We start from the raw sequence: 12331 nt of genomic DNA on the forward strand, positions 1-12331 counted from the left end.
GTACGGGCCACGGGCGTCGTCCCGCCGGGTCAGGGGAAGTCCGGGTTGCCGCCGACATTGCTGATCATGCGGCGCAGCACTCCCAGTGCCCGTACGTACTCGGCGTCGTCGATGCCGTCGTGGATCTGCGCGCGCAGTTCGAGCACCAGCTTCTTGATCCGTGCCCGGCCGGCCTCCCCGGCTCCGGTGAGCGACAGCCGGCCGTCGGCGCCGTGGGCGATCCACCCACGCGCCAGCAGCGTCTCGATGTCGGGGCCGAGCGTCGTTCCCGGGTCCAGGTGGTCCCGCAGCCGACGGGCCAGTTCCACCTGGCTCATGGCCGTCGGCGCGGCAGCGAGCTGGTTGAGCACCCACCACTGCGGCTGGGACACGTGGAGGCGGGCCAGCGCCTGACGGATATGCGTGGTGATCGCTCCGTTCGCGGCTCCACTCCAGTAGCCGATGGGCTGCGCGGCAAGTGCGGTGTCGACGCTCACTTGGGTCACCTCCGGGTCTACCTGCGGTTTGTCCCCGTGGGAACCAACGTAGAACCTCAAGTCGACTCAAGGTCAAGGCCGTTCGGACGGCCGGTTCAGCCGTGTCCGATACGGAATCCGACGCCTCGTACGGTGGTGATCCACGTACTGGCCCCGAGCTTGCCGCGCAGACTGCTCACATGGGTGTCGATGGTCCGGCCCGACTTGGTCCATGTCTCCTCCCACACCCGTGACATGAGCTGCTGACGGGAGACCACATGGCCCGGCCGGGAGACCAGCATGTGCAGGAGGTCGAACTCCTTGCGGGTCACCTTCACCAACTCCCGCTCCAGCCGGACCTCGCGGGCGCCCGCGTCGAGGTGCAGCGGACCGTACGAGACCTCCTTGGCCACGGGCGTCCGCGGGGAGGCCCGCCGCATGACGGCCTCCATACGCGCCAGCAACTCCCGGAATCCGTAGGGCTTGACGAGGTAGTCGTCGGCGCCCGCCTGTAAGCCGAGGACACGGTCCAGCTCGGTGCCCCGCGCGGTGACGGCGATGATCGGGGTGTCGGTGGAGTCGCGGACGGTGCGACAGACCTGGAGTCCGTCGATGTCCGGCAACTCCAGGTCGAGCAGCACGAATTCGGCCTGTCGGTGGGTCTTCAGGGCGGAGGCCCCGGTGCCGACGCTCGTCGCGTCGTTTCCGTGCCGCCGCAGACCGCGAACGAGGGTCTCCGCGGTGGCGCCGTCGTTTTCGATCACGAGTACACGCACGACTTGAACTCCGTCTTCGTCTACCTCAGCCTGGAAGTCGACCATAACAAACCTGGTCGTCTGTTTGTCGGGTGAGTGAAGCCGTCCGTCGGCCGTTGCTGACCTGGGTCTATCCGAGTGTGGAGCTGATTTCTGGCCGAAGCGGCTGAAGTTGGGTGCACGGAGAAGGATGGAGTGGATGTGTGGTGGCCCTATAAAACCAGCGAGACGGTTTATTTTGGGAGCGCTTCAGACCTGAACCACCTTCACGCCGCGCTCCTCGAACAGCCTCGCCTGTTCGGGGGCGCCCGCGTCCGTGATCAGTGTGCCGATGGCGTCCGTCGGGCAGATCCGGGCGAAGGCCGGCGTACCCAGCTTCGAGCTGTCCGCCACCACCACGAGCCGCCTCGCCCGCCCCGCGAGGAGCGCGTTGATGCTCGCCTCGTGCTCGCTGCGCGCCCCGGCCCCCGCCGTCACGTCGACGGCGTCGGCGCCGATGAAGGCGATGTCCAGACTCACCTCGCCGAGGATGTGCCGGGCCAGCGGTCCCACCAGCTCGTACGACTGCGGCATCGCCACCCCGCCCGTGGTCACGATCTTGATGTGCGGGCGCACGGCCAGTTCATGGGCGATGTTCAGCGCGTTGGTCACCAGGGTGACGGCCGCCTCGCCGCCCCGGTCCGACATGTCGGCCAGATCGGCGCGCGCGGCGATGGCCCGCGCGACCTCGGCCGTCGTCGTCCCGCCGTTGAGCCCGACCACCATGCCCCGGTACACCAGGGCGGCGGCGGCCCGGCCGATGCGCTGCTTCTCCGCCGACCGCCCCACCGACTTGTAGCGGGGCGGCAGCCCGTACGAGACGGAGTGCGCCACCGCCCCGCCCCGGGTCCGGGTGAGCAACTGCTGCTCGGCGAGATGGTCGAGATCCCTGCGTACGGTCGCCGCCGACACGGACAGCTCGGCGGCGACGGCGTCCACGTCCAACCGGCCCCGCTCCGCGAGCAGTTCGAGCAGGGAGTTGTGCCGTTCGTACCGGTTCACCGCATCTCCTCGGTCACGCTTCGGATCATTCAAGCACCCGCACGCCGGCATGAGTCTGCTTGAAGGTGCTCGAAAGGCTCACTTAGCATGCACGAACAAGCATGTCTGCCGCGGAGATCGAGAGTGGAGAGCCGACGTGACGTTCGTCGAGACGGAACTTGCCAGCCAGCCCGCGAACTGGAGCCGGGCGGCGGAGCTCGCCGACGGTCTGCGCGGCTCGGGCCGACTGCCAGAGGCCGGTGAGCGCACGGCGGTCGTCGGCTGCGGCACCTCGTACTACATGGCGCAGGCGTACGCGGCGCTGCGCGAGGGTGCGGGTCAGGGCGAGACCGACGCGTTCGCCGCCTCCGAGTTCCCGGCCGGCCGCCGCTACGACCGCATCGTGGCGCTCACCCGGTCGGGCACCACCACCGAGGTCCTCCAACTGCTGGCCGCCGCCCGTGGCGCGGCGCGTACGACCGCGATCACCGCGGACCCCGAGACACCCATCCGCTCGGCCGCCGACGACCTGGTCGTGCTGGACTTCGCCGACGAACAGTCCGTCGTGCAGACCCGGTTCGCCACCACGGCCCTCACTCTGCTCCGCGCCCATCTCGGCCTGCATACCGCGTCCGTGGTCGCCGACGGCGAGCGGGCCGTCGCCGAGCCGCTGCCCGAAGGGGTCACCGACTGCTCGCAGTTCACCTTCCTCGGACAGGACTGGACCGTCGGACTCGCCAACGAGGGCGCGCTCAAGATGCGGGAGGCCGCGCTCGCCTGGACGGAGTCGTACCCCGCGATGGAGTACCGGCACGGCCCCATCAGCATCACCACCGAGGGCACGGCGACTTGGCTGCTCGGCCCCGCGCCCGAGGGTCTCGCCGCGCAGGTCGGCGCGACCGGCGGGCTGTGGGTGGCCGGTGAACTCGACCCGCTGGCCGAACTCGTACGGATCCAGCGCCTCGCCCTCGCCCTCGCCGACGCGCGGGGTCTCGATCCCGACCGGCCGCGCCACCTCACGCGCTCGGTGATCCTCGCCGCCGAGTAGCCGGCGGCGGGGAGCCCCGGGGCGGCCGCAGGACGCCGGGCGCCGGGCGGACGAGTGCCGGAGACGTGGGCAACTGCTCCGGCCCTCAAGGCGATTGCACTGTTTCGGACTGTTGTGCGACGGCTCATACCAGAGCGGGATGCTCTGTGGGCAAGTTCGTCAACTGTCCGCCGCGACTGACTATTCGCCAACTACCGTGTGTGCTCGGCGATCAACGCTGGGCATCCTTCACTGCGCAGAACACCGAATGCCTGGGGCCCCACGTACCGAGGACACCGATGTCTCAACTTCGCGCACCCACCGCGCGACCCGAACGCCGAGAAGGCGGACGGCACGGCAGGCCGGGCAGCCGCGCGCCCTCCGCCAAGCCGTCACCGGCCAAGGGCGCGCCGCCTCCCGGGCCCGACGCGCCGGCGTCTCCCGAACGACGTATACGCCCCCAACTCCTGCGCGCCGCCCTGGCGCCGACCGTCATCGCCTCACTCAGCGGCCTGCTCGCCGTGCTCGTCACCGTGCGCTCCGGCGGCGTACGGCCGACCCCCGAGATCTGGGCGGCCGTCGGCGGCACGGTGCTGTCCGGCGTCGTCGCGGCCACAGCCGCCGTCGTCGGCGCCGACCGCGCGGCCAGGTCCGTGATCGACCGCTGCCACGCACTGCGCCGGTCGAGCGCCCGCGCCCAGGCCGACCTGCGCGTCGTCGTTGAACAGCTCCGCCGCGGCGAGGGCCCGCCGCCGCGCCGCACCCCCGGGGTGAAGGCGCCGAGCGGCGACGAACTCGCCCTGCTCGCCCAGGAACTGGGCCGCTCCCAGGACGCCGCCGTCGCCGCCGTCGTCCAGGCGTCCCGGCTGTCGAGCAGTGTCGGCAACGAACAGAAGGTCGAGGTCTTCGTCAACCTCGCCCGCAGACTCCAGTCACTCGTCCACCGGGAGATCGAGGTCCTGGACGACCTGGAGAACAAGGTCGAGGACCCGGATCTGCTGAAAGGTCTCTTCCAGGTCGACCATCTCGCCACCCGCATCCGCAGGCACGCCGAGAACCTCGCCGTACTCGGCGGCGCCGTCTCCCGCCGCCAGTGGAGCCGGCCGGTCACCCTGACCGAGGTGCTGCGCTCGGCGGTCGCCGAGGTGGAGCAGTACCCGCGCGTCAAACTCGTGCCGCCGGTCGACGGCACCCTGCGCGGCCACGCCGTCGCCGACGTCGTCCATCTGCTGGCCGAACTGGTCGAGAACGCCACGGTGTTCTCCCCGCCGCAGACCCAGGTCCTCCTCCGGGCCCAGCCGGTCACCGCCGGGCTGGCCATCGAGGTGGAGGACCGCGGGCTCGGCATGCCCGCCGACGAGCAGAAACGGATGAACACCCTGCTCGCCGACCCCGACCAGGTCAATGTCGCCCATCTGCTCCAGGACGGCCGGATCGGGCTGTTCGTGGTGTCCGCCCTCGCCCGGCGGCATGGCATCGCCGTTCGCCTGCACGCCAACATCTACGGCGGGGTCCAGGCCGTACTCGTCCTGCCGCAGGGCCTGTTGGGCGCCGACCCGGACGGACAGCGGGCGACCGGACAGGCTCGGACAGCGCCACAGCCCGCGCCGCCGGCACCCGTCCCCGCACCGGTCCCGGCGCCCGCGCCCGTACCCAAGCAGGTGTACGAGACGGAACTCCGCCCCGAGACGGAGCTCCGTCCCGTCATGGAGGGCCGACGCACGTCGCACCGGCGGACGTCCGGCGGAGGGCCGTTGCCCGTACGCGGCGAGAATGGCGCGCGACCCACACCGGCCGACGCGCGTCCCGGCCCGCTCCCGCCCGAGTTCCGGCAGGCCCCCGACCCCGCACCGCCCGACTCGTCATTCCCCGGCCCGCCGTCGGACCTCCCCGCGCCCGGCGTTGTGCGCGGCACCATGGACCGGCCCCAACTGCCCAGGCGCCGCAGCCAGGAGCACCTGGTCCCGCAGTTGAGGGGCGCGCCCGCCCCACCCGGCGACGGTGAACCGACCCCGCACGACCCCGGTCTGATGGCCGCCTTCCAGCGCGGTATCGGGCTAGCCGAGGGCCGGCCCACCGGGGATCCCCGCCCCGATCCCGCCCCGGCCTCCGGCCCAACTCCCAGCCCCGTGACGGAACTTCCGGATCCGCACCGCCAAGACCGAGACAATCCCCACAAGGAGTAGATCACCATGGCGAGCGATGGGCCGACAGGCCATGTCTCCGACCTCGACTGGCTGCTGAGCGGCCTGGTCCAACGGGTGTCGTACACCCGCAGCGCGGTACTGCTCTCCTCCGACGGACTCGTCAGATCAGTCCACGGCCTCGATCCCGACAGCGCCGACCACATGGCCGCTCTCGCCTCCGGCCTCTACTCACTCGGCCGCAGCGCGGGCGTGCGCTTCGGCGACGCCGGCGAGGTACGCCAGGTGGTGGTCGAGCTGGACTCCACCCTGCTCTTCGTCTCGACGGCGGGCTCCGGCACCTGTCTCGCCGTGCTGGCCGGACGCGAGGCGGACGCGGCGGTCCTCGGCTACGAGATGGCGATGTTCGTGAAGAGCGTCCGGCCGTATCTGGCGACGCCGGTCAGGCAGGCGGCCGGTACGACATCGAGCGTCACGGGACAGTGAGCGTGACGGTCCCCATCGACGGGCCGTGGCTGGACGACGCGGCGGGCCGGCTCATCCGCCCCTACACGGTCAGCGGGGGCCGCACCCGCCCGACGGCCGCGCTGGATCTGCTGTCGCTGGTCATGGCCACGGGGGCGGCGGGCGACAGGTACCTCGGCCCCGAGCACAGCGAGGCGCTCGGCCTCTGCCAGGGGCCGACCTCGGTCGCGGAGATCGCCGGACATCTGGGGCTGCCCGCCGTCGTGACGAAGATCCTGCTCTCCGACCTCATGGACAGTGGCGCGGTCACCGTCCGGCCACCGCACAACTTCGACAATCCCAGCGACTGTGCCCTTCTGGAGGCAGTACTCGATGGCCTACGACGACAGCTCTGACTCCTTTCCCACGCCCTTCCCGACCGCGCTCAAGGTCCTGGTGGCCGGTGGCTTCGGCGTGGGCAAGACGACATTCGTGGGATCGGTCAGCGAGATCGCACCGCTGAACACCGAGGAGCTGCTGACGCAGGTCGGGGCCGAGACGGACGATCTGACGGGAGTCGAGCTGAAGACATCGACCACCGTCGCGATGGACTTCGGCCGGATAACCCTCGACGAGCGCCATGTGCTCTACGTCTTCGGCACCCCCGGCCAGGAACGGTTCTGGTTCATGTGGGACGAGCTCTGCCACGGCGCCCTCGGCGCCATCGTCCTCGCCGACACCAGACGGCTGGAGAACTCCTTCTCCGCCGTGGACTTCTTCGAGCAGCGCGGCATCGGATTCGTCGTCGCCGTCAACGAGTTCGACGGCGGCTTCCGCTACGACCCGGAGGAGGTACGGGCGGCCATCGACCTCAGGCCGGACGTGCCGGTGGTGATATGCGACGCGCGCATCGCCAGCTCCGGCATCCGCACGCTCGTCACACTCGTCCAGCACCTGCTCACCGCCGTTCCAGTGGACGGTGCGCCCGGCACCGCAGTGCCGAGCGGCGCCGGCCCGGACGACGGGGCGACGTCACGAGGAATCTGATGGGCAGTCAATTCGCCGTCGTACATGGTCAGTCACGGTGTTCCAGTACGTCGACGGCCAGTTCGCGTACCACCGACTCGTCCACCTCCACACCGAGACCCGGTCCATCGGGCACCCACGCGGTCCCGTTCTCGACCCGCACGGTCCCACCCGCGTACGGCGAGCCGATGAACTGGCGGCCGTTGAGGTCGACCGGGGTCGTGATGCCGTACGCCGCGAACAGATGCAGCGAGGCGGCCAGTCCCAGGTCCGACTCGGTGAGCCCCGACCCCATCAGCTCGACCCCGCAGTCCTCGGCGAGCGAGCAGAACCGCCGCGAGAGCGTGAGGCCGCCGCTGCGCTGGACCTTGGCGATCGCGACATCGACCGCCCCGAGCCGGACGAAGGTCGCCAGATCGCTCGGATGCCGCAGGCTCTCGTCGAGCGCCACCGGTACGGCCGAGACGTCCCGCAGCCGCCGCAGCCCGGCGATGTCGTTGGCGGGCAGAGGCTGTTCGAAGGCGGTGACCCCGAGCGCGTCGAGGCGGCGGGCCATCCGCAGGGCGACCGGCACCGTGTACGCCTGATTCGCGTCGACCCAGAGCGGCGCGTCCGGGGCGTGTTCCCGGACGGCGGCCACGACCGCCGCGTCCGTGTCCTCGTCGTGCAGACCGATCTTGACCTTGAAGGCGCGGTATCCCTCGGCCCTGCCCTCGGCGACGCTGTCACCCACCTCGGCGGGCGACTGGCCCGAGACGATCCAGCCCAGCTCGACGCTCGGAGTCCGGCGCTGCCCCCACAGAACACCGAGCGGTACGCCCGCCGCCCGGCCGAGCAGATCGTGCAGCGCCACGTCCACGGCGCTCTTGGCGAGAGGCGCGCCGATGGTCAGGCCGCGGTTGACCGCCCGGTCGAAGGCGGCGTCGACGGCGTCCAGATTCCACGCGGGTGTGCCGATGATCGCGGGCGCCAGATAGCGGTCGATCGTGGTCACGATGGACTCGGCGGTCTCGTACGTCCAGGCGGGGATGGGCGTCGCCTCACCCCATCCGTACGCCCCGTCCGCGCCGACCCGGACCAGGATCCGGACGGAGGGTTTCCCGGCGACGGCCACGGAGCCGCCGGCGACGCCGAAGGAGCGGTGGGTGGGCAGTTCGACGGCGAACGTCTCGACGCGGTCGATCCTGAGCCCGGCCAGATCGTCTCTCACGTGACCTCTCCTCCGTCGTCTTCCGTCGTACCGGCGTCCCCCGCACCGCCCGGCGGCGGCGCCGTGCTGGCGCGCAGCACCACCTCGCCGCCCACCCTCAGCACCCGCGACCGCTCCCCGCGTGGCTCGCGCAGCGCCAGCGAGATGGCGTGCTGCCCCATGGCGGTCAGCGGCAGGGCGACGGTGGTGAGCGGGGGAGTCAACTCCCGTACGAGCGGGATGTCGTCGAAGCCCGCGAGTGAGATGTCCCCGGGCACCTCGATACCCGCCTCCCGGAAAGCGGCGAGCGCTCCCACCGCCATCACGTCGGTCACGCCGAAGACACAGGTGGGGCGGGTGGCACGGGTGAGGAGTTCGCGGGCCGCCGCATAACCGCCGTCCCGGGTGAAAGCGCCTTCTACGACACATTCCGGGTCGAGCGTGATCCCCGCCTCGGCCAGGCCCTCACGGAAGCCCGCCAACCGGTCGGCGACAGTGGTGAGTTCGGGCGGCCCGCTCAGCACGGCGAACCGCCGGTGGCCGAGCGCCAGCAGCGCGCGGGCGAGCTTCGCGGCGCCCGCGCGGTTCTCCGGCAGGACGGCGTCGGCGCGCACGCTGCGGTGCCGGCTGACGACGGCGACCCGGCCGCCCGCGCGGATGTACGGGTCCAGCTCCGCGCCCAACGCCCGTTCCCAGGTGCGGTCCTGGAAGCCGGAGCCGATCAGCAGGATGGCGCGGGCGCGCTGGGCGCGGAGGATGGAGACGTACTCGATCTCCCGCGCCGGTTCGCGGAACGTGCTCGCGAGCATGACCAGGACGTCCTGTTCGGCGGCGGCCCGCATCACCCCGTCGGCGATCGCCGCGAAGTACGGGTCACCCACGTCGTGGCAGATCAGCCCGACCGTGTTGCTCGACGAACTGGCGAGCGCCTGGGCATGTGCGTTGGGGATGTAACCGAGCAAATCCGCTGCCGCGCGCACCCGTTCACGAAGCTCGTCCCGGACACGTGTCGTGCCGTTCAACGCCCTGGACGCGGTCGCCAGTGAGACCCCCGCACGCCGGGCCACGACGTCGAGCGTCACATGGGCCCGTGCTTCCCGTTCACTCACGTCGGCCCCCGAGTTGCCGTGGCGGCAGGTCCCTTGGCGGGCCCCGGAAACTTCCGGACGACCTATTGACCGTTCGGACAAGCAGTCATTAGCGTGGCGATCACCTTACCAGAAAGCGCTTTCTGAAAGCGCTTCTTCCGGTACGGCAGAACGGCAACCGGTACAGCAGAGGATCGGACAGCGTTGAGTAACCGCTCCTGATTCCCGAGGAGTTCACTGTGAGCCAGAGTGTCATGCCGGGACCGACCAAAGAGATCGCGGGAGTCGCCACACGCAACAGGCCAGGAGCGGGGGAGCGGTTCGGCAAGGCCGTCGAGACCAGCTGGCGGCCCGTCGCGCTGCTGCTCGCGTGCTTCGTCGCGTGGTGGGCCATCGCCGCGGCCGAACTGGTCGAGCCGTATCTCGTTCCCTCGCCCGGGGCGACCCTGGATGTGCTGACGGGTCAGACCAGTTACATCTGGGAACACACCTGGGTGACCACCTACGAGACCCTGCTCGGCTTCCTCATCGCCGTCGTCGTCGGGGTGCTCGCGGCGGTCGTGATGGTCTACTCGTCGACCGTCGAGAAGACCCTCTACCCGATCCTGCTGTTCGCCCAGGTCGTACCGAAGATCGCCATCGCGCCGCTGTTCGTCGTGTGGCTCGGCTTCGGCATTACGCCGAAGGTCCTCATCGCGGTCCTCATCGCCTTCTTCCCGGTGGTGATCTCCATGGTCACCGGCCTCAAGGCGGTCGATCCCGAGATGCTCCAACTGTCCGCGACGATGGGCGCGAAGCCGTGGCAGACCTTCGTCAAGATCCGCTTCCCCGCCTCGCTGCCGCATCTGTTCTCGGGCCTCAAGGTCGCGGTGACGCTCGCGGTCACCGGCGCGGTCGTGGGCGAGTTCGTCGGGGCCAACGAGGGTCTTGGCTATGTGATCCTCCAGGCCAACGGAAACCTCGACACCCCGATGCTCTTCGCGGGCCTGCTCGTCATGTCACTGATCGGCGTCGTCCTGTTCGTTCTGGTCGAGATCGCCGAGAAGCTGCTCCTGCCCTGGCACGCCAGCCGCCGGGACAACAACGTCACGACCTCGTTCTGATGAGACCTCCCCTCCGAGAAGGGCCAGCCATGCACTCCCGCAGACTCCTGATCGGCCTCGTGCCGCTTCTTCTGGTCGCCACCGCCTGCGGCGAGGACGGCGACGACACCAGCACCAGCGACTCGGGCAAGAAGCTCGACAAGGTGACGCTGACGCTCAACTGGTACCCGTACGGCGAACACGCGCCGTTCTACTACGGCGTCAAGGAGAAGATCTTCGAGAAGCACGGCATCGACCTGGAGATCAGGGCGGGCCAGGGCTCCCAGAAGACCGTCCAGGCGACCGCCGCCGGGCAGACCGACTTCGGCTGGGCGGACACCCCCGCCGTGCTGAGCGGCGTCGACCAGGGCGTCAACGTCAAGAGCCTCGGCGTGATGCTCCAGACGACGCCGTCCTCCGTGCAGTTCTTCAGCGACCAGAACATCAAGACGCCCGCCGACATCAAGGGCAAGACGGTGGCGGGCACGGCCGGTGACGCGCTCACCAAGACGTTCCCGATCTTCCTGGAGAAGAACAACCTCAAGCTGTCGGACGTCAAGATCCAGAACACCGACCCGGCGGGCAAGATCGCCGCGGTGATCTCCGGGAAGACGGACGCGCTGCTCGGTTACGCGAGCGACCAGGGCCCGACGATGGCGGACAAGGCCAAGAAGGACGTCGAGTACCTGCGCTTCTCGGAGAACGGGCTCAACTTCTACTCCAACGGCCTGATCGCCGGCCAGAAGATCCTTCAGTCGGACGCCGACCTCACCAAGCGCATGACCGCGGCGGTCAGCGAGGCGTGGGCCGCGGCCGAGAAGGCGCCGGAGCCCGCGGTCGCCGCGATGGAGGGCGCGTCGGAGCAGCTGCCGCCGAAGGCCGTACTGACCGAGCAGTTCGCGACGACGATGACGCTGCTGCACACCGAGTCCACCCAGGGCAAGGCACCCGGGCTCAACACCGAGGCCGACTGGCAGGCGACCATCGACGTCTTCGCCGAGGCCGGTCTCGTCAAGAACCCCAAGGCTCCCTCGGATTACTGGGACAGCTCGGCACTGAAGGGATGACGATGCCCAGGGAAGCGACTCTCCGGGAGCATGGCGTGAGCAAGACCAGTCTCAGCAAGGACGACGGACCGAAGGACGGCGCCGGGGCCGACGGCACGGCGGCGGTCTCGCTGGCTGACGTCGCTGTCCGCTTCCGTACGAAGGACCGCGACGTCACCGCCCTGCGGGACGTGTCGCTCGATGTGCCGATGGGCGAGTTCGTGGCGATCGTCGGCCCCTCGGGCTGCGGCAAGTCGACACTGCTCAAGCTGGTGGCCGGCCTGCTGAAGGCGTCCGCCGGTGACGTACGGCTGCACGGTGAGCAGGTCGACGGGCCACGGCCCGACATCGGTTACGTCTTCCAGCGGGCCGCCCTGCTGGAGTGGCGCACCGCGCGGCGCAACATCCTGCTCCAGGCCGAGGTGCGCCGGATGCCGAGCGCGGTGGCGCGCGACCGCGCGGACGAACTCATCCGGATGACCGGCCTCGCAGGCTTCGAGGACGCCTATCCGCACGAGCTGTCCGGCGGGATGCAGCAGCGGGTGGCCCTGTGCCGGGCGCTGCTGCACCAGCCGCCGGTGCTCTTGATGGACGAGCCGTTCGGCGCGCTCGACGCGCTGACCCGCGAGCAGATGAACATGGAGCTCAACCGCATCTGGCGGGAGACCGGCACGACCGTTCTGCTGGTCACGCACTCCATCTCGGAGGCCGTGTATCTGGCGAACCGGGTCGTGGTGATGAGCCCGCGGCCGGGCACCATCACGGAGGTCATCGACGTGGGGCTGCCGGCGGAGCGGGACTACGTGGAGACCCTGGCCAGGCCGGAGTTCCGCGAGGCGACGACGCACATCCGGGAACTGCTGGGGGCGGCGTCGGCCGAGGACTGACCGGTCTCTTGAACAGGGGCGGGGGGGGGGCCCGCGGGGGGGCGGGGGCGGTCTGGGCCCGCCCCCGCGGGGCGCTCGCGCGGCGGGGGGGGGGGGGGGGGGTGACGGGGCCCATGTCGGGGTCTCCCTACGCGATGCGACGCGGTCTTCGCGTACCCTAGGTGGCAT

General features: G+C 70.3%; 13 protein-coding genes. 8 read left to right on the forward strand and 5 right to left on the reverse strand.

The window, feature by feature from the left end; genetic code table 11:
- Positions 1 to 29: 29 nt before the first annotated feature.
- The 3 genes from ACFWV8_RS30390 to ACFWV8_RS30400 all read right to left on the reverse strand — a co-directional run bounded on the left by ACFWV8_RS30390 (position 30) and on the right by ACFWV8_RS30400 (position 2251).
- On the reverse strand, positions 30 to 476 hold the full coding sequence (locus ACFWV8_RS30390; protein WP_384211126.1) for a MarR family winged helix-turn-helix transcriptional regulator: 447 nt from the start codon (positions 474 to 476) through the stop codon (positions 30 to 32).
- Positions 477 to 571: 95 nt separating this feature from the next.
- Positions 572 to 1231, reverse strand: coding sequence for a response regulator transcription factor (locus ACFWV8_RS30395; RefSeq protein ID WP_384211128.1), 660 nt, complete (start codon positions 1229 to 1231; stop codon positions 572 to 574).
- Between the two features lie 228 nt (positions 1232 to 1459).
- Positions 1460 to 2251, reverse strand: coding sequence for a DeoR/GlpR family DNA-binding transcription regulator (locus tag ACFWV8_RS30400; RefSeq protein ID WP_384211131.1), 792 nt, complete (start codon positions 2249 to 2251; stop codon positions 1460 to 1462).
- Positions 2252 to 2387: 136 nt separating this feature from the next.
- On the opposite strand from ACFWV8_RS30400, the gene ACFWV8_RS30405 reads away from it, so the two are divergent.
- The 5 genes from ACFWV8_RS30405 to ACFWV8_RS30425 all read left to right on the forward strand — a co-directional run bounded on the left by ACFWV8_RS30405 (position 2388) and on the right by ACFWV8_RS30425 (position 6892).
- Positions 2388 to 3278, forward strand: a complete 891-nt coding sequence (locus ACFWV8_RS30405) for an SIS domain-containing protein (RefSeq protein ID WP_384211134.1) — start codon at positions 2388 to 2390, stop codon at positions 3276 to 3278.
- Positions 3279 to 3556: 278 nt separating this feature from the next.
- Entirely contained in the window at positions 3557 to 5443 is a 1887-nt protein-coding gene (locus ACFWV8_RS30410) for an ATP-binding protein (RefSeq protein WP_384211137.1), read from the forward strand.
- 6 nt (positions 5444 to 5449) lie between these two features.
- Positions 5450 to 5887, forward strand: a complete 438-nt coding sequence (locus tag ACFWV8_RS30415; protein ID WP_384211140.1) for a roadblock/LC7 domain-containing protein — start codon at positions 5450 to 5452, stop codon at positions 5885 to 5887.
- A gap of 2 nt (positions 5888 to 5889) precedes the next feature.
- The gene (locus tag ACFWV8_RS30420) at positions 5890 to 6261 is read left to right on the forward strand and encodes a DUF742 domain-containing protein (RefSeq protein WP_384211143.1); all 372 of its coding nucleotides are present in this window, start codon (positions 5890 to 5892) and stop codon (positions 6259 to 6261) included.
- A complete protein-coding gene (locus tag ACFWV8_RS30425) occupies positions 6239 to 6892 on the forward strand; it encodes an ATP/GTP-binding protein (RefSeq protein WP_384211145.1) in 654 nt (217 codons plus the stop codon). Before ACFWV8_RS30420 ends, ACFWV8_RS30425 begins: the two co-directional genes overlap by 23 nt.
- Positions 6893 to 6920: 28 nt before the next feature.
- Here the strand turns inward: ACFWV8_RS30425 and ACFWV8_RS30430 are convergent, their stop codons facing one another.
- Positions 6921 to 8081, reverse strand: coding sequence for a mandelate racemase/muconate lactonizing enzyme family protein (locus ACFWV8_RS30430; protein ID WP_384211147.1), 1161 nt, complete (start codon positions 8079 to 8081; stop codon positions 6921 to 6923).
- Positions 8078 to 9142 (reverse strand): LacI family DNA-binding transcriptional regulator, encoded by a 1065-nt coding sequence (locus tag ACFWV8_RS30435; protein ID WP_384211262.1) that lies wholly within the window; start codon positions 9140 to 9142, stop codon positions 8078 to 8080. The genes ACFWV8_RS30430 and ACFWV8_RS30435 overlap by 4 nt, the downstream gene beginning before the upstream one ends.
- Positions 9143 to 9402: 260 nt before the next feature.
- Between ACFWV8_RS30435 and ACFWV8_RS30440 the strand changes: the two genes are divergently transcribed.
- From ACFWV8_RS30440 to ACFWV8_RS30450, 3 genes are read left to right on the forward strand one after another with little or no spacing between them, the layout of a single operon-like run.
- On the forward strand, positions 9403 to 10251 hold the full coding sequence (locus ACFWV8_RS30440) for an ABC transporter permease (protein WP_384211265.1): 849 nt from the start codon (positions 9403 to 9405) through the stop codon (positions 10249 to 10251).
- Between the two features lie 29 nt (positions 10252 to 10280).
- The gene (locus ACFWV8_RS30445; protein ID WP_329378909.1) at positions 10281 to 11297 is read left to right on the forward strand and encodes an ABC transporter substrate-binding protein; all 1017 of its coding nucleotides are present in this window, start codon (positions 10281 to 10283) and stop codon (positions 11295 to 11297) included.
- On the forward strand, positions 11294 to 12163 hold the full coding sequence (locus tag ACFWV8_RS30450) for an ABC transporter ATP-binding protein (RefSeq protein ID WP_384211151.1): 870 nt from the start codon (positions 11294 to 11296) through the stop codon (positions 12161 to 12163). The genes ACFWV8_RS30445 and ACFWV8_RS30450 overlap by 4 nt, the downstream gene beginning before the upstream one ends.
- The last annotated feature ends 168 nt before the right edge of the window (positions 12164 to 12331 follow it).

The organism is Streptomyces sp. NPDC058665 (assembly GCF_042714995.1).
Classification (GTDB): Bacteria; Actinomycetota; Actinomycetes; order Streptomycetales; family Streptomycetaceae; genus Streptomyces.

Coding starts and splice junctions, on each gene's coding strand:
- ACFWV8_RS30415 (WP_384211140.1), top strand. CDS start 5,450: ATGGCGAGCGATGGGCCGACAGGCCATGTCTCCGACCTCGACTGGCTG.
- ACFWV8_RS30445 (WP_329378909.1), top strand. CDS start 10,281: ATGCACTCCCGCAGACTCCTGATCGGCCTCGTGCCGCTTCTTCTGGTC.
- ACFWV8_RS30450 (WP_384211151.1), top strand. CDS start 11,294: ATGACGATGCCCAGGGAAGCGACTCTCCGGGAGCATGGCGTGAGCAAG.
- ACFWV8_RS30410 (WP_384211137.1), top strand. CDS start 3,557: ATGTCTCAACTTCGCGCACCCACCGCGCGACCCGAACGCCGAGAAGGC.
- ACFWV8_RS30440 (WP_384211265.1), top strand. CDS start 9,403: ATGCCGGGACCGACCAAAGAGATCGCGGGAGTCGCCACACGCAACAGG.
- ACFWV8_RS30425 (WP_384211145.1), top strand. CDS start 6,239: ATGGCCTACGACGACAGCTCTGACTCCTTTCCCACGCCCTTCCCGACC.